The 16,195-nt window shown below is 64.7% G+C and carries 17 protein-coding genes; 7 read left to right on the forward strand and 10 right to left on the reverse strand.

Annotated elements, in window-relative coordinates:
* Positions 1-217: 217 nt before the first annotated feature.
* The 3 genes from cofD to AC5Y5C_RS11955 are packed head-to-tail and all read left to right on the forward strand — an operon-like array spanning position 218 to position 3,098.
* Positions 218-1,186: a 2-phospho-L-lactate transferase gene (cofD, locus tag AC5Y5C_RS11945; RefSeq protein WP_499972299.1), complete on the forward strand. Its 969-nt coding sequence runs from the start codon at positions 218-220 to the stop codon at positions 1,184-1,186.
* On the forward strand, positions 1,183-2,559 hold the full coding sequence (locus AC5Y5C_RS11950) for a coenzyme F420-0:L-glutamate ligase (protein ID WP_499972300.1): 1,377 nt from the start codon (positions 1,183-1,185) through the stop codon (positions 2,557-2,559). The genes cofD and AC5Y5C_RS11950 overlap by 4 nt, the downstream gene beginning before the upstream one ends.
* Entirely contained in the window at positions 2,556-3,098 is a 543-nt protein-coding gene (locus AC5Y5C_RS11955) for an NUDIX hydrolase (RefSeq protein ID WP_499972302.1), read from the forward strand. Before AC5Y5C_RS11950 ends, AC5Y5C_RS11955 begins: the two co-directional genes overlap by 4 nt.
* Here AC5Y5C_RS11955 and AC5Y5C_RS11960 read toward each other — a convergent pair.
* The 4 genes from AC5Y5C_RS11960 to rfbD form a co-directional block, all read right to left on the reverse strand.
* Positions 3,095-3,547 carry a hypothetical protein gene (locus AC5Y5C_RS11960; RefSeq protein ID WP_499972305.1) on the reverse strand — a complete coding sequence of 151 codons (453 nt, stop codon included), beginning with the start codon at positions 3,545-3,547 and terminating at the stop codon, positions 3,095-3,097. The genes AC5Y5C_RS11955 and AC5Y5C_RS11960 overlap by 4 nt on opposite strands.
* 3 nt (positions 3,548-3,550) lie before the next feature.
* Positions 3,551-4,618 carry a mannose-1-phosphate guanylyltransferase gene (manB, locus tag AC5Y5C_RS11965; RefSeq protein ID WP_499973149.1) on the reverse strand — a complete coding sequence of 356 codons (1,068 nt, stop codon included), beginning with the start codon at positions 4,616-4,618 and terminating at the stop codon, positions 3,551-3,553.
* A 67-nt stretch (positions 4,619-4,685) separates the two neighbouring features.
* Positions 4,686-5,558 (reverse strand): glycosyltransferase family 2 protein, encoded by an 873-nt coding sequence (locus AC5Y5C_RS11970; RefSeq protein WP_499973152.1) that lies wholly within the window; start codon positions 5,556-5,558, stop codon positions 4,686-4,688.
* Positions 5,559-5,633: 75 nt separating this feature from the next.
* A complete protein-coding gene (rfbD, locus tag AC5Y5C_RS11975) occupies positions 5,634-6,482 on the reverse strand; it encodes a dTDP-4-dehydrorhamnose reductase (protein WP_499972308.1) in 849 nt (282 codons plus the stop codon).
* Positions 6,483-6,607: 125 nt separating this feature from the next.
* Here rfbD and AC5Y5C_RS11980 point away from each other — a divergent pair, with 125 nt between their 5' ends.
* Both AC5Y5C_RS11980 and AC5Y5C_RS11985 read left to right on the forward strand, forming a co-directional pair.
* Positions 6,608-8,125 carry an LCP family protein gene (locus tag AC5Y5C_RS11980; protein ID WP_499972311.1) on the forward strand — a complete coding sequence of 506 codons (1,518 nt, stop codon included), beginning with the start codon at positions 6,608-6,610 and terminating at the stop codon, positions 8,123-8,125.
* Positions 8,122-8,805 carry a TIGR03089 family protein gene (locus AC5Y5C_RS11985; RefSeq protein ID WP_499973155.1) on the forward strand — a complete coding sequence of 228 codons (684 nt, stop codon included), beginning with the start codon at positions 8,122-8,124 and terminating at the stop codon, positions 8,803-8,805. Before AC5Y5C_RS11980 ends, AC5Y5C_RS11985 begins: the two co-directional genes overlap by 4 nt.
* A 25-nt stretch (positions 8,806-8,830) precedes the next feature.
* On the opposite strand, the gene AC5Y5C_RS11990 is transcribed toward AC5Y5C_RS11985, so the two are convergent.
* The 5 genes from AC5Y5C_RS11990 to AC5Y5C_RS12010 form a co-directional block, all read right to left on the reverse strand.
* Positions 8,831-9,994, reverse strand: coding sequence for an acyl-CoA dehydrogenase (locus AC5Y5C_RS11990; RefSeq protein ID WP_499972314.1), 1,164 nt, complete (start codon positions 9,992-9,994; stop codon positions 8,831-8,833).
* Between the two features lie 54 nt (positions 9,995-10,048).
* Entirely contained in the window at positions 10,049-10,552 is a 504-nt protein-coding gene (gene purE / locus AC5Y5C_RS11995; RefSeq protein ID WP_499972316.1) for a 5-(carboxyamino)imidazole ribonucleotide mutase, read from the reverse strand.
* 128 nt (positions 10,553-10,680) lie between these two features.
* Positions 10,681-11,889: a 5-(carboxyamino)imidazole ribonucleotide synthase gene (locus AC5Y5C_RS12000; RefSeq protein ID WP_499972318.1), complete on the reverse strand. Its 1,209-nt coding sequence runs from the start codon at positions 11,887-11,889 to the stop codon at positions 10,681-10,683.
* Positions 11,890-11,923: 34 nt separating this feature from the next.
* Entirely contained in the window at positions 11,924-12,799 is an 876-nt protein-coding gene (locus tag AC5Y5C_RS12005; RefSeq protein WP_499973157.1) for a TauD/TfdA dioxygenase family protein, read from the reverse strand.
* Positions 12,800-12,822: 23 nt separating this feature from the next.
* Positions 12,823-13,797 (reverse strand): quinone oxidoreductase family protein, encoded by a 975-nt coding sequence (locus AC5Y5C_RS12010; protein ID WP_499972320.1) that lies wholly within the window; start codon positions 13,795-13,797, stop codon positions 12,823-12,825.
* Between the two features lie 104 nt (positions 13,798-13,901).
* On the opposite strand from AC5Y5C_RS12010, the gene AC5Y5C_RS12015 reads away from it, so the two are divergent.
* Positions 13,902-14,924 (forward strand): AraC family transcriptional regulator, encoded by a 1,023-nt coding sequence (locus AC5Y5C_RS12015; RefSeq protein WP_499972323.1) that lies wholly within the window; start codon positions 13,902-13,904, stop codon positions 14,922-14,924.
* Positions 14,925-14,987: 63 nt separating this feature from the next.
* Positions 14,988-15,719: a GtrA family protein gene (locus AC5Y5C_RS12020; RefSeq protein ID WP_499972325.1), complete on the forward strand. Its 732-nt coding sequence runs from the start codon at positions 14,988-14,990 to the stop codon at positions 15,717-15,719.
* Here AC5Y5C_RS12020 and AC5Y5C_RS12025 read toward each other — a convergent pair.
* A complete protein-coding gene (locus AC5Y5C_RS12025; protein WP_499972327.1) occupies positions 15,635-16,192 on the reverse strand; it encodes a PH domain-containing protein in 558 nt (185 codons plus the stop codon). The two genes, AC5Y5C_RS12020 and AC5Y5C_RS12025, sit on opposite strands and share 85 nt — an antisense overlap.
* Positions 16,193-16,195: the final 3 nt, after the last annotated feature.

Raw genomic sequence — 16,195 nt, forward strand, 5'->3', positions numbered from 1 at the left:
GTTTTCTCGGCCATTCCCATTCGAACATCTGATCGAATCCCAGTCTGCGCCTGTGACTTCCAAACTCAGCCCGAGGAATGACACTGGTGTGATTACACACGTGTTCGCTGCCGGGGTCAAGCGAAGGACGAAAATTCATACCATCTGCGACCGACAAAATCGGCGTGGCGCCTTCGTGGCGTGTCGCATCATTGCCGGCGCACTAGTCTGGGTCAGCGTGAAACTCACCGTCCTCGTCGGCGGCGTCGGCGGAGCGCGCTTCCTCCTCGGCGTCCAGCGCTTGCTCGGCCCCGACTCCAGCAAGCATCAGATAAACGCCATCGTGAATATTGGCGACGACGCCTGGATGCACGGCGTCAGGATCTGCCCTGACCTGGACACCTGCATGTACACCCTGGGCGGAGGGGTCGACCCGGAGCGGGGCTGGGGACACCGTGGCGAGACCTGGAACGCCATGGAGGAGCTGGCGGCCTATGGCGCCCAGCCCGACTGGTTCTCACTCGGCGACAGGGACCTGGCCACTCACCTGATACGCAGTCAAATGCTGCGAGCCGGTTACCCGCTATCAGCAGTCACCGAAGCGTTATGCAATCGATGGCAGCCCGGAGTCCGCCTGTTACCCGTCAGCGACGATCGCTGTGAGACCCACGTGGTGATCACCGACCCCACCGACGGCCAGCAGCGCGCCATCCACTTCCAACAGTGGTGGGTACAGCACCGCGCGCAGGTCCCCACCCACAGCTTCGCGTTCGTCGGCGCAGACGAAGCAAAGGCCGGCCCGGGTGTTGCCGAGGCCATTGGCGAGGCCGATGCCGTCTTGCTGGCTCCGTCCAATCCGGTGGTGAGCATCGGGGCGGTCCTGGCGGTCGGTGGAGTTCGCGGGGCGCTCCGCACAACCCCCGCTCCGGTCATCGGGTACTCCCCGATCGTGTCCGGCAAGCCCCTCCGCGGAATGGCCGACGAATGTTTGCGCGTGATCGGTGTGGAGGTGAGCTCGCAAGGTGTCGGGGACCACTTCGGCGCCCGTTCCCAGACCGGCATCCTGGATGGCTGGCTGGTCGACGAGGGTGACGCCGCTCACATTGCAGGAGTTCAGGTACGGTCGGTCCCGCTGCTCATGACCGACCCGGACGCGACGGCGGCGATGGTGCGTGCGGGACTTGACCTGGCCGGAGTTACCCTATGACATCACCTGTGGATTCCCCTGCACCAGAACATGGTTCAGCGGCTCCGGTAGAGATCCTACCCGTTCCGGGCCTGCCGGAATTCCGCCCGGGTGACGATGTCGCCCGGGCCATCGCCGAGGTGGCGCCGTGGGTGCGAGACGGCGATGTGATCGTGATCACCAGCAAGATCGTTTCCAAGGCCGAGGGGCGAATCGTCGCCGCGCCCATCGACCCCGCAGCGCGAGACACCTTACGGCGCAAACTGATCGACTCCGAGTCGGTCCGCGTGCTGGCCCGCAAGGGCAAGACACTGATTACCGAGAACACCATCGGCATCGTGCAGGCCGCCGCCGGAATCGACGCATCCAATGTGGACACTGCCGAACTCGTGCTGCTTCCCGCCGATCCAGATGCCAGCGCGAAGGCAGTACGGGCCGCGCTGGCGCGCCAGCTGGGCGTCAACGTAGCGGTGGTGATCACCGACACCATGGGCCGGGCCTGGCGCAACGGACAGACCGATGCGGCCATCGGCTCTTCCGGCATCTCGGTCCTCTACGGCTACGCCGGTGCAAAAGATAAACACGGCAACGAGCTTCAGGTGACAGAGGTGGCCATCGCCGATGAAATCGCCGCCGCCGCCGACCTCGTCAAGGGCAAGCTCACCGACGTGCCGGTCGCGGTGGTCCGCGGCCTGACGGTGTCCGACGACGGCAGCGTGGCCCGCGATCTCCAGCGCTCGGGCCCGGACGATTTATTCTGGCTCGGCACCGCGGAGGCCTTAGAGCAGGGGCGCCGCGATGCGGTACTGGTGCGTCGCTCCATTCGTCAATTTTCCGACATCGCAGTCGATCCCGACCTGCTACGCGAAGCCATCGGCGAGGCGCTGACGGCCCCCGCTCCGCATCACACCCATCCGGTGCGATTCGTGTGGGTGCGGGATCTGACAACACGACGTGCACTGTTGGACGCCATGAAGCAGGCATGGACCGTCGACCTCAGCGGGGACGGCCGCACCCCCGAGTCCGTGCAGAAGCGGGTAGCACGCGGACAGATTCTCTATGACGCACCAGAGGTCGTGATTCCGTTCCTGGTGCCCGACGGTGCACATGACTATCCCGATGAGCGCCGGAACGCGGCGGAACGCACGATGTTCACCGTTGCGGTCGGGGCCGCGGTGCAGGCACTCCTGGTGGCGCTGGCCGCGCGGGGCGTAGGGAGCTGCTGGATCGGGTCCACCATCTTCGCGGGAGACCTGGTGCGCAAGCAGCTCGCATTGGACTCCTCATGGGAACCGATGGGCGCCATCGCGATTGGTTACCCCCACGGCTACCCGGAAGAGGGCTTGACACCGCGCACTCCGCTGCCACCCGGCCAGATGCTGGTAGAGCTGTGACCGGCCTGCGCGAATCTGCCGTCGAGCTGTTGTCCACGTGGGATGCACCGGATGCGGAGCAGGACAGCCTCCGGCATTCCGTGCTGGCGTTCCTCGACGCCAACCCGGACGCCTGCCGTCGCCGCAGTGCCGCCGGCCACATCACCGCCTCGGCACTGGTGGTCGATCACGACGGATCGCAGGCGCTCCTGACCCTGCACCCGCGGGTGGGCAAGTGGCTGCAGCTGGGTGGTCACTGCGAGGAGGAGGACTCCACGATCCGGGCCGCCGCCCTGCGCGAGGCCACCGAGGAGTCGGGGATCGCGAATCTCACCCTTGCGTCGACTCTGCTTGGCATACACGTACATCCGATTACATGCTCACTGGGTGTGCCGACGCGCCATCTCGATCTGCAGTTCTTGGCCCATGCACCCGAGGGCGCACAGATCGCCGTCAGCGACGAATCACTCGACCTGCGCTGGTGGCCCATCGATGAGATTCCGGACGAAGATCCCTCGGTAGTCATATTGGCCCAGCGGGCGCGCGCCCATCTTCGCTAGTGCCCCTCGACACGCAGATAGATGCGTGACTTCCCGGAGCTCAGCTCCCCGGTGAAAACACTAATGCCGTACATACTTTCGGCGACTCCGTAACGCCCGTTAGGCATATCGCAATCGAATCCTGCTTTCAACCAGTCCGGATCGGTCCGTTGCGGTATGGCATCGCAGGCTACCTTTTCAGTTCGGATCGGTTTTCCGCGCAACAACATTGGCGCCGGTGGCGACGTCGGGGATTCGAAGGCCCCCGAACGCCAGCCCTGGCCCACGAATGGCTCGGGGAAGTACGTCATCGACACCAGCCTGTAGGAATCCGGAATGGTCAGCTCGACCTTTTTGAGATTGTCACGGGCGTGCGTCAGGTCCAGCGCCTGCTGCTCGTAATCAACCCGGTCCGAACAGCCAGTCAGCACGACAGTTGCCCCGCATACCAACAGCCGGACCACGCGCATCGGCTACACGTCCGAGGAGTACCTGATGCCACCGTCGGGGATGGTGATTCCCGGCCACACCCGGGCGCCGCGCAGCAGCTCGCACCGTGCGCCGATGTCAGCACCGTCACCGATCACGCCGTCGCGTACCAGTGCCCGCGGGCCGATGCGGGCGCCAAATCCGATAATGGAGCGTTCCACGACGGCACCCGCTTCGATGCGCGCACCGTCGAAAACGACCGCACCGTCAAGCCGTGCCCCCGGACCGATTTCGGCTCCCCGACCCACCACGGTACCGCCGATCACCAGCGCGCCCGGTGCCACCGAAGCACCGTCGTGCACCAGCGCCTCACCCGGATGTTCGGGGATCGCCGGCGAAGGCGCGATGCCGCGCACCAGGTCTGCCGAGCCACGCACGAAATCCTCGGGAGTTCCCATATCGCGCCAATAACTGGTGTCCACGTATCCACACACCTTGGCGCCGCTGCTCAGCAGTCCCGGAAAGACCTCTCGCTCAACCGAGACCGGCCGACCGGACGGGATCTGTTCGATCAGCTCGCGCCGGAACACATAACAGCCGGCGTTGATCTGGTCGGTGGGCGGATCTTCGGTCTTCTCCAGAAACGCAGTGACCCGACCATCGGAATCAGTAGGCACACAACCGAACGCGCGCGGGTCGCCAACCCGTACCAGATGCAATGTCAGATCGGCCTGCGTCTGCTCATGGTGGGCGAGAAGATCTTTCAGATCCAGGCCGGACAACACATCGCCGTTGAAGACAAGGGCGGTGTCGTGACGCAGATGGTTCAGCACATTCCGGATGGCCCCGCCAGTACCCAACGGTTCCGTTTCGGTGACGTACGTGATCGACAGGCCCAGTTTGGATCCGTCGCCAAATTCCGATTCGAAGACCTCGGCCTTGTAGGACGTTCCCAGCACCACATGATCGATCCCGGCCGCCGCTACCCGCGACAAGACATGTGTCAGGAAGGGGAAGCCGGCGATCGGCAGCATCGGTTTGGGCGCGGAGAGGGTCAGTGGGCGCAGCCGGGTGCCCTGCCCTCCTACCAAGATGACGGCATCGGCTTTCACGGTGCCCGATTCAACCACGGCACCCGATTCAGCACTGCCAGATACAACACTGCCGGGTACAACACTGTCAGGCATTCACATCTCCTTGCTTGTCCCGGCGCCGATCGGCACGGATCGCCGCGCGCACCACGATCGCGGATCGAGCCGCCAGCGCGCTCCGAATGCTCCAGCGCAACGGCGCCTGCCACCAGTGTGGGTGCCGGTCTGATTGATAGATATAAACGCTGTCGTGATGAGCGGTGAGGCTGCGCGCCGGATCGCGCCCGGCCGCGTGTCCCTTCGCGTGCACAACCTCCGCGCTCGGCGCGTACACGTTCTGCCAGCCCGCACGCGCCAGCCGGTCGCCAAGATCGACGTCCTCCATGTACATGAAATAGCGCGTGTCGAATCCGCCGATGGCGTCGAAGGCCTTACGCCTGAGCAGTAGGCACGACCCCGACAACCATCCGACGACACGCTCGGATGGCTCCATCCGGTCCTGGCGGTATGCCGCGGTCCAAGGATTGGTGGGCCACACCGATCCCAGCAGCGCATGAAGCCCACCTCCTGTAAGGGTTGGCACCACTCGCGCCGAGGGGTATACCGTGCCGTCGGGTTCACGAATCAGCGGACCCAGCGCACCCGCGGCGGGCCATCGCTGCGCCACCTCAAGCAGCGCATCGATACTTCCCGGACCCCACTGGACGTCAGGATTCGCGATCACAATCCACTCGGCGTCGGGCTCCACCTGCGCTACCCCCAGGTTGGCGGCTTTCCCGTAACCGACATTGCCCCCCGTGCGGAGCAGCTCGACGTCGGGCTCCTCGGCTGCCACTTCGGGCACTCCATCGGTAGAGCCGTTATCGGCCAGGATCACCCGCACCGGGCGATCAGTGGCGTGGCGCAATGTGCGCAGGAAGCGGTCTAGGTGCTCGCCGGGCGAGTACGTCACCGTCACCACGGCGAGCTGCTCGAGTGGCACGGACGAGCTACTCGGGCGTAGAGGATCAGGCACGGTGCTTGAGGGTACCTACCCCTAGTTTGTGGCCAGCGCCTCAGCCAACGCGTCCCGCCATGGGCGCAGCGGAGCCAGACCCGCGGCGGCCCAATGATCACTGTCTAGCGCCGTGTATCCCGGCCGGGGCGCGGCGGTCGGAAAATCAACGGACAGGCAGGGCTGCAATCGCGAGGTATCCGCTCCGACCAGCTCGAACACAGCCTTCGCCCAGTCGAACCGGTTAACCACGCCGCCGCCGGCCGCATGCAGGATCGGATCCTCAACGTCAGAGGCAGCCAAGTCCAACAGCGCCGCGGCGAGGTCTGCGGCGTATGTCGGAGACCCGGTCTGATCCGTGACAACCCGCACCGGCCCGGCCCCGGCCGCCAAGCGCCTCATGACGCCCACGAAATCACCGTTTACTCCCGTATAGACCCACGCCGTACGTACCACCTGGGCTGTCGGCAGGACATCGTGAACGGCCTGTTCTCCGGCGAACTTGGTGCGCGCGTACACGCCCGTCGGAGCCGTGACGTCACCTGGCCGGTAGGGGCGCGGGCCGCCACCACCGAACTCACCGCTGAACACGTAGTCGGTAGAGATATGGATCATCCTGGCGCCAACCTCACGGCACGCCTGCGCCACGCGCGCCGCTCCCTCGGCATTGACCGCGTATGCCCTGTCCTCATCCGTCTCCGCGGCGTCCACGGCGGTGTAGGCAGCGCAATTGATCACGGTGTCCCCCGCAGCAATCACCCCGTCAGGCACGCGGCCACGGGTAATATCCCAGTCAGCCGAGCTCAAAGGGCGGGCAGGAAGGCCGCTAAGCGCGGCGCGAGCAATGAGGTGGGTGCCAAGTTGGCCACCCGCTCCGGTGATAACAAGCACACCTAGAGTCTGGCACGCCGACTTCGCTTCCGAGGGATGAGCGCCGTCCCGACGTAGCCTTGACGAGGCTTGAAACTCGTTGCCCGGCGAACACGCCCGGCCAGGAGAGGAAATGGACCGACATCGTGACTGACCCTCACGCTCTTCGCGCGAGCGGCTCATCGCAGACGGAGACACCACGCCCCCTGTGGCGGGGTATCGCGACGCTGGCCGCGGTCGCCGTCATGGTGGTCACCGGGGCCGCCTGGGGAAAGATCGGCAATATCGATCCGAACATCGCCCGGTTCGGTCTGCCGGGCCTGTTCGGCAACGCCGCGAAACCAAATGACGGCGCGATCGACATTCTGATGGTGGGCGTCGACAGTCGCAGCGACGCGCACGGCAATCCGCTCTCGCAGGACGAGCTATCGATGTTGCGGGCCGGTGACGAGACGGCCACCAATACCGACACCATCATTCTCATCCGCATACCCAACAACGGAAAATCGGCAACGGCGATCTCCATCCCCCGCGATTCGTATGTCGGCGTCCCGGACGGCACCAAGGGAAAGATCAACGGCGTCTACGGCGAAGCCAAAGAGAACGACCGGCAGAAGCGCGTCGAATCCGGTGAAACGCTGGAAGCAGCCGAACGCGAATCCGTAGATGCGGGGCGTTCGGCGCTGATCCAGACTGTGGCCAAGCTGACCGGTGTCACCGTCGATCGCTACGCCGAGGTCAGCATGCTCGGATTCGTGCTGATGACCAATGCGCTGGGTGGCGTCGACGTGTGCCTCAACGAGGCCGTCTACGAACCGATGTCGGGAGCCGACTTCCCCGCCGGTCCGCAGACGCTCGACGGCCCGAACGCGTTGAGCTTCGTGCGGCAACGACACGACCTGCCCCGCGGTGACCTCGATCGCGTGGTCCGGCAGCAGGTGGTCATGTCGTCCTTGGCACATTCGGCGCTGTCCGGAGGAACACTGACCAACGGAACGACCCTGAGCAAGCTTCGCGATGCGATTACGCGCACCGTGGTGCTCAGCGAGGGCTGGGACGTCATGGACTTCATCCAGCAGTTGCAGAAGCTGTCCGGGGGCAACGTGGCGTTCGCGACCATTCCCATCCTGCGCGAGGACGGGTGGACCGAGGACGGTACACAGAGCGTTGTGAAGGTCGATCCCGACCAGGTGCGCAGCTGGGTGTCCGGCCTGCTGGACCAACAGTCCGAGGGCAAGACCGAACAGGCCGCCTACTCCAAGGACCAAACGACCGCCGACGTCGTCAATGAGACTGAAATCAACGGCCTCGCCGCTGCGGTGTCGGAACTGTTGGTGGGCAAGGGATTCACCGCAGGGAAGATCGGCAACAATGATGCCGATCTTGCCGGCAGCAGCCAGGTCCAGGCCGCAAAGCTGGACGACGTAGGCGCCAAGGCGGTGGCGGAGGAACTGGGGCTGCAGGTGGTCGAGAAGCAGGGCCTGCCCGAGCGCACTGTCCGTGTGGTGTTGTCCAACGACTACCACGGCCCCGGCTCCGGGCGGGACACCACTCCGGCATCTGTGCCGTCTTCGGGGAGTGGTTCCTCCTCCGAGGAAGACGCACCCCCACCGCCACAGTCGCCCGTCTTCACGGCGGCCAACGGCCCGCGCTGCGTCAACTGATGAACCTCACCTCCCTGCTACTGGGCGACGCGAACAGTCCGGCGCCGCGGATCACCTACTACGACGACGCCACCGGCGAACGCATCGAGCTCTCGACGGTGACGCTGGCCAACTGGGCGGCCAAGACCGCCAACTTGCTGCGCGACGAGTTCGGTGCGGGCCCCGGGTCAACAGTCGCGGTGCGACTGCCCGCGCATTGGCAGACCGCGGGCGTGCTCCTCGGAATCTGGTGGGCCGGTGCCGAAGTGGTGTTGGGCGCAGGCAGCACCGATGTGGCGTTCTGCACAGTCGGTGACGAACCGGATGCCGACGAGGTGTGTGTGCTGTCATTGGACGCCTTCGGGCGCCCGGTGCCCGGCCTGCCGCTCGGCGTGACCGACTATTCGACGGCAGTCCGGGTCCACGGTGACCGGTTCTCACCCGCCGGCGCCGGGCCCGCGTTGGACGGCCGCAACGTCGACGAGGTTGCGGCCGCCGCGCGGAAAAGCGCCGTAACACAGGGCATCACGGCCCAGGATCGGGTGTTGAGCTCAGGCGCCTGGGACACCCCGGAGACGCTGACCGCCCATCTTCTGGCGGTGCTCGTCGTTGGAGCCTCGCTGGTGCAGGTGGCCCACCCGGACCACGCCGCACAGGAACGACGAGCTGCCTCCGAGAAGGTCACCCGCACCCTCCCCTAGCGCGAGTGTGTTCTGGGCGGCGGATTTACGACGACAGCAGTGCGCGGCTCATCACAACGCGCTGAATCTGGTTGGTGCCTTCGTAGATTTGGGTGATCTTGGCATCACGCATCATCCGCTCGACGGGGAAATCGGTGGTGTATCCGGCGCCGCCGAACAGCTGCACGGCATCGGTGGTGACCTCCATGGCCACATCGGAGGCGAAGCACTTCGACGCCGAGGAGATGAATCCCAGGTTCTTCTCGCCACGCTCGGCGCGGGCCGCGGCGGTGTACACCATCAAACGAGCAGCCTCGACCTTCATCGCCATGTCAGCGATCATGAACTGCACGCCCTGGAAATCACTGATGGACTTGCCAAACTGCTTGCGGTCCTTGGTGTATGCGATCGCCTGATCCAGGGCGCCCTGCGCGATACCGAGTGCCTGCGCACCGATGGTCGGGCGGGTGTGATCCAGCGTCTGCAGCGCGGTCTTGAAACCGGTGCCCGGCTCTCCGATGATCCGATCGCCCGGAATCCGGCAGTTCTCGAAGTAGAGCTCAGCGGTCGGCGAGCCCTTGATGCCGAGCTTGTGCTCCAGCGGTCCCACGGTGAATCCCTCGTCGTCCTCGTGCACCATGAACGCCGAGATACCGTTGGCCTTCTTGTCGGGGTCCGTCACCGCCATCACGGTGTACCAGGACGACTTGCCGCCATTGGTGATCCAGCACTTGCTGCCGTTGATCACCCAGCCATCGCCATCGGCCTTCGCGCGGGTGCGCATGGCCGCCGCGTCGCTGCCGGCCTCGCGCTCGGACAGCGCATAGGAGGCCATCGCCTCACCGCTGGCGATCGACGGCAGCACCTGCCGCTTCAGCTCGTCGGAGCCACTGAGAATCAAGCCCATGGTGCCCAGCTTGTTCACCGCCGGGATCAGCGAGGAGGAGGCGCATACCCGCGCGACCTCTTCGATGACGATGCAGGCGGCCACACTGTCGGCGCCCTGACCGTCGTACTCCTCGGGAACGTGTACGGCGTTGAAGCCCGAGGCGACCAGTGCATCAAGGGCTTCCTGGGGGAAACGTGCCTTCTCGTCGACATCCTTGGCGTAGGGAGCGATCTCCTTCTCGGCCAGACCACGGATCGCCGCACGCAACTCGTCATGCTCCTCGGCCAGCTTGAACAGGTCAAACGAGGGGTTTCCAGCCATCACAGCCTCCAGGATCGAACAGTTAGTCGCCGTTAACTGTACGTCACGGTCAATTTAGTCGCCTAATAGTCTGCGCTGCAGCGCAGCATCCTTCTCCAGAACCGTGGCTTCCATGCTTGCCTGGAAGGCGACAACCTTCTCCCGCAACGCCTGATCGGAGACCCCGAGGATTCGCGCCGCCAGCAGTCCCGCATTGCGGGCTCCACCGATGGACACCGTCGCCACCGGCACGCCCGCAGGCATCTGCACAATGGACAGCAGGGAATCCAGGCCGTCCAGCCGCGCCAGCGGTACCGGAACGCCGATAACCGGCAACGGGGTAGCCGAGGCCACCATGCCGGGCAGGTGCGCCGCTCCGCCGGCCCCGGCGATGATCACGTGGATGCCCCGGTCGGCGGCTGTTCGTGCGTACTCCAGCATGCGTCCCGGCGTTCGATGCGCCGAGACAACACCCACCTCGAACGGAATCTCGAACTCCGCCAAGGCATTCGCGGCATCCGACATCACCGACCAGTCACTGTCGCTGCCCATGATCAGGCCGACCCGTGCGCTCACCATTCAGCGTCCTCTCGTCTTCGCGCAAGCGCTCATCAGTGCCCTCGCCTCTTCGCGCAAGCGCCCATCAGTGCCCTCGCCTCTTCGCGCAAGCGCTCATCAGTGCCCTCGCCTCTTCGCGCAAGCGCTCATCAGTGCCCTTCCGCCCATCCGTCGGTCCATACCGCGTGCGATAACCAGTGCGCGGCCCGCTCGGCGCGCTCCCGCACCTCGGCCACGTACTGCGGATCAGCCGCCGAACCATCCGCGCGGCCTTGAATATTCACATGTCCGAGCTTGCGGCCCGCGCGCTCGCCCTTGCCGTACAAGTGCACCTTCGCCTCCGGGATGCGGCCCATCAGATGGTGCATCCGTTCATCGAGTGACATCGCGGGCGTCTCGTGTGCACCCAGCACATTGGCCATGACGGTCAGGGGGGCCAGCTGTTCTGTGGACCCGAGCGGATAGTCGAGTACGGCACGCAGGTGCTGTTCGAATTGCCCGGTCCGCGCGCCGTCCATGCTCCAATGCCCGGAATTGTGCGGGCGCATCGCCAACTCATTGACCAGCAGCCGGCCGTCATTGGTTTCGAACAGCTCCACCGCCAAACACCCGGTGACACCGAGCTCGGTGGCGATACGCAGTGCGAGCTGCTCGGCTTCCATCGCCCGCTCCTCCGGCAGTTCCGGGGCGGGCGCGATCACTACGGCACAAATCCCGTCCCGCTGAACGGTTTCCACCACGGGCCAGGCGGCGCCTTGACCAAAGGGCGAACGGGCCACCATGGCCGACAGTTCACGGCGCATATCGACGCGCTCCTCGGCGAGCAGCTCCACACCGGCGGCCAACTGCTCGGCGGCCACCGCGCGCGCCTCGTCCAGATCATCGGTGATCCACACGCCTCGGCCGTCGTATCCCCCTCGCACCGCCTTCAGCACAACCCGGCTACCCGTCTCCGCCGCGAACTTCTCGACATCGGCGACGGTCCCGACGTCCACGAAGCCCGGCACTGGAGCGCCGATGCTCTTCAACTTGCGCCGCATCAACGTCTTGTCCTGGGCGTAGATGAGCGCCGACGGCGAAGGCTGCACGTTGACACCCTCGCTCTGCAAGGTCTCCAGAAATGCGGTGGGGACATGTTCGTGATCGAAGGTCAGCACGGTGGCACCCTTGGCCGCCCGGCGCAGATCGTCCAGATCTGTATGCGAACCCAGCACGACATCGGGGGTGACTTGAGCCGCGGGCTCATCGGCCGCGTGAGCCAGCACCCGCAGTGTCTGACCGAGCGCGATCGACGCCTGATGAGTCATCCGGGCCAGCTGACCACCACCAATCATGGTGACGACGGGAGTTTCGGACACAGACATATGTTGTCATGCTGGCCGTATCGCCCAGCTAGAACGGTCTGTCTCCGCAAATGCCGGCGCGTTCCATCTTGCGTACGGCGGGCCAATAGTCCTGTACGGCATAGTGTTGCGTGGACCGGTTATCCCAGATGGCGACGCTGCCGGGGGTCCAGCGCCAACGCACCTGAAACTCCGGGACCGACGCCTGCCGCACCAGGTATTGCAAAAGCTCCGACGCCCCAGGTGCGTAGTCGATGCCGAACCGCACATTCTCCGGGCGGTGATAGTTCACCAGGTGTGTGGTGAAGGAATTGACGAACAGAATCGGCTCCCCAGTCTCTGGGTGCGTGCGCACCACCGGGTGCTCGGCGTCCGGGTATCGCCCGTGCAGTTCGTGACGCTGCTGCATCGGCATCGCGGCGCCGAAGCTGGCCTCAATCGAATGTCGGGCGCTCAGCCCACGGATTCGATCGCGTACCCCTCTGGGCAACCGCCGATACGCCTCGACCATGTTCACCCAGATTGTGTCGCCACCCACGGGCGGCGTTTCAATGCAGCGCAATACGCATCCCATCGGGGGGCTTTCTCGCCACGTCGCGTCGCAATGGTAGGAGTTTTCGTAATGCTCTGGAGCGCTGTCGATCTCCTTATAGATCCGCACCAGCCCGGGATAATCCGGATCGCTACCCGCAACCGGATGGTCCTCCAGCGGCCCGAAACGTCGTGCCAGCGCCACATGCTCGGCGCGGGTGATGTTCTGATCGCGCAAGAACAACACCTTGTGCTCGAGCAGCAGCTTGCGCAGCTCATCGAAGAGCTCATCACCACGCGACACCTCGGCCAGGTCGACGTCGAACAGTTGGGCACCGATAGCGCATGTCAGTGGCTGCACGCGCATTCCGTGCAGCGGGGCAACGCTCTTGATGATTGCGTCCTTTCGATCGACGGTCATGGCAAGAAGATCGACTGGCCCACGGTCGCACCAGACTCCAGATCGCGATGGGCCTCCACCGCGTCCCGAAGTTCATAGCGGCGCCCGATGTCGAGGCGTATTCGGCCCGCGGCGACATGATCGAAAAGCTCGGCGGCCAGCACCGCGCGCTCAGCCGGATCGGCAATGTAATCGGCCAGCGCGGGCCTGGTGACGAACAGTGAGCCCTTGGCGGCCAACTGGATCGCATCGATCGGCGGCACCGGCCCCGACGCGGTACCGAAGCACACCAACAGACCACGGCGTGCCAGCGAGTCGAGCGACGATTGATATGTCGCCTTGCCAATTCCGTCGTAAACGACAGGAACGCCCGCTCCGTCCGTGAGATCCCGCACTCGCCGAGGTACGTCCTCACGCGGGTAGACAAGCACGTGCGCACAGCCGTTGGCGCGGGCGATCTCTGCCTTCTTGTCACTCGACACCGTGCCGATGACATTGACGCCCAGCAGGTTCGCCCACTGCAGGAACAACAGCCCCACCCCTCCGGCGGCAGCGTGCAGCAGCACGGTATCCCCGATTCGCAACGGATGGATCCGACGTAGCAGGTACGCCGTCGTCAGCCCCCGCATGGTGATGGCCGATGCGGTGTCGAAGGAAATGCTGTCGGGCAGCGGGATGAGATGTTCGGCAGGCATGACGCGTTGGGTGCTGTACGCGCCCAGTGGACTGCCGGTATAGGTCACCCGATCCCCCACAACGAAGCCCGGCACCCCAGGCCCCGCCGCTTCGATGACACCCGAGGCCTCCACGCCCATTCCCGCCGGCAGCGCAACGGGGTACACACCCCTCCGGAAGTACGTGTCCGCGAAGTTCAGTCCCACCGCGTGGTGCCGGATTCTCACCTCGCCGGGGCCCGGCTCGCCAACCTGCACGTTCTCCACGCGAAGAACCTCGGGCCCACCGGTCTCCTGGAATCGCACCGCATGGGCCATGGCTCAACCTTTCGTCCAATGTCGTGTACATCTCCGACGCTAGACAGCCGATGTGATCCATACTTATCTTTACAGGACCAATTTCTATTCTTTCAGGGACAACCATGGACACCCGGCTTGTCCGATTCGCCGCACTGAGCGGCTACATCGACGTGGCGAGCGCATCCGGTCTCGATCCGGCGCGATTGATGCGCGACCACGGATTGGACCCGGCAGGCGTTCTGCAGCCCGACCGTTGGGTGGCCGCGAGCGCTGTCGCAACGCTCTTGGAGGCTTCCGCCGCTACCAGCGGGCTGGACGACTTTGGCCTCAGACTGGCCGAACGGCGACGACTATCGAGCCTCGGCCCACTGAGCCTGGCGCTAAGGGAGCAGCCCACGGTGCGCGATGTCGTCGCGATGTTGGGCCGGCACGAATCCATGTACAACGAGTCACTGCGGATCCGCCTCGTGGAACGCGACGGACTTGGGGCCATCCGGCTGGCTCTCGACGTGGGTGAGGCCACCCAGAGCACTCAATCCACGGACTTGGCGATGGCTGCGCTCGCCGGAGTGCTCCGCACCTTCCTGGGAAACACCTGGCGGCCGCTGAAAGTCAGTCTCCGTCGCGCCGAAGGCACAGACCCCGCGATGCATCACCGCGTCTTCGGACCACGCGTCGAATTCACGCAACCACTCGACGAGATGGTGATGTACACGACCGATCTTGACCGCCGCAACGATCGATTCGACCCGCTGCTGCGTCAGTACAGCCTGGCGGTTCTCACATCGTCTGAGCGGCTCCAGGACACGACCACCGTCGATCGTGTCCGAGATCTCATCGAGCTGCTCCTGCCCATCGGCCGCTGCTCGGTGGAGCACGTCGCCCGAAGTCTGGGAGTCGACCGGAGGACCGTCCATCGCCATCTGACAAGCGAAGGCACGACATTCAGCGCTCTCCTCGACGCCACACGGCTCGATCTGGCCAACCACCTCGTCACGAGCGGTCGCCACAATCTGACCGAGATCTCCGAGATGCTGGCATTTTCCTCACCGAGTAACTTCAGCCGATGGTTCCGTGCACATCAGGGAACGAGCCCCCGAACCTGGCGCCGGCTGCATGCCGGCGCGACTGGTAACGACAGCTGACGGAGCAGCCGATACCCAAGACCGCTTCGCGCTGTCATGCCATTTTCCGTACACTCGCCATTTGTGTCTTTCGCCGATGCCACCATCGCCCGGCTTCCCCGGTTCATCCGGCCTGTCGCCGAGCAGCACCACGAGCTGATCAAGTTCGCGATAGTCGGTGGAACCACGTTCATCATCGACTCGGGCATCTTCTACGCGCTCAAGCTGACGATCCTGGAACCCAAGCCCCTCACCGCCAAGATCATCTCCGGCATCATCGCCGTCATCGCCTCCTACATCCTCAACAGGGAATGGAGCTTCCGGGACCGCGGCGGCCGGGAACGGCACCACGAGGCATTGCTGTTCTTCGCGGTCAGCGGTATCGGCGTGCTCATCGCCATGCTCCCGCTGTGGGTGTCGAGTTACATCTTCGAGCTGCGTGTGCCGAACGTGAGCCTGACGGTGGAGAACATCGCCGATTTCATCAGCGCGTACCTCATCGGCAATCTGCTGCAGATGGCGTTCCGGTTCTGGGCCTTCCGCCGCTGGGTATTTCCCGACGAATTCGGGCGCCACGACCAGACTCCCGCGACTCTCGTCGCAACCGAGGACGGCGCATCAGACGCCGAAGTGGACAACGTCTCCCCTTCGCATCCGAATACCGGGCTGCCCAACAGCACCACCGTGCATCACGGCACCGAAGTCGGCCGTGGCCTGTACGGCTCAGCGCATCACGTGGCGGGTGGCCGTTCGCGGCCACGCCCGGTGGAGCGACTGTCGCCCTCCTCTGAACCGAGGGTGTCGAAGACCTCGTGATAGAGCAGCGAGTGGACGTATTCCACTCGCGGTATCTCGTGAAATTCCAGCGGGTCCTGTGACGCAGATTCGATGATCAGCGTGCCGGTACGCAAAATTCTGTCCACCAGGCCATGCCGGAACTCGACGCTGTTGATACGCGCCAGCGGGATATCGATTCCCGAACGGCTCAACAACCCATGACGAAACATCACACGCCGATCGGTGATGACGAAGTGCGTGGTGAGCCAGTTTAGAAATGGCCACACGCTCAGCCAGCCGACCAGCACCAGCCAGACAACACCGATCGCGATCATCACCACGTTCTTTGCGGTGGCCTGCCAGTCGGTGTTATCGACCATCGCGGCGACAAAGGCTGCCACTCCGGTAGACAGAATCAGCACCAGCGCCGGGCCGATCAGTCGCTTCCAGTGCGGGTGGTGATGCAACACCACCTGCTCATCGTCAGCGAGCACATTCTCCGGATACCCCACGTG

The organism is Mycobacterium sp. NGS15 (assembly GCF_059813245.1).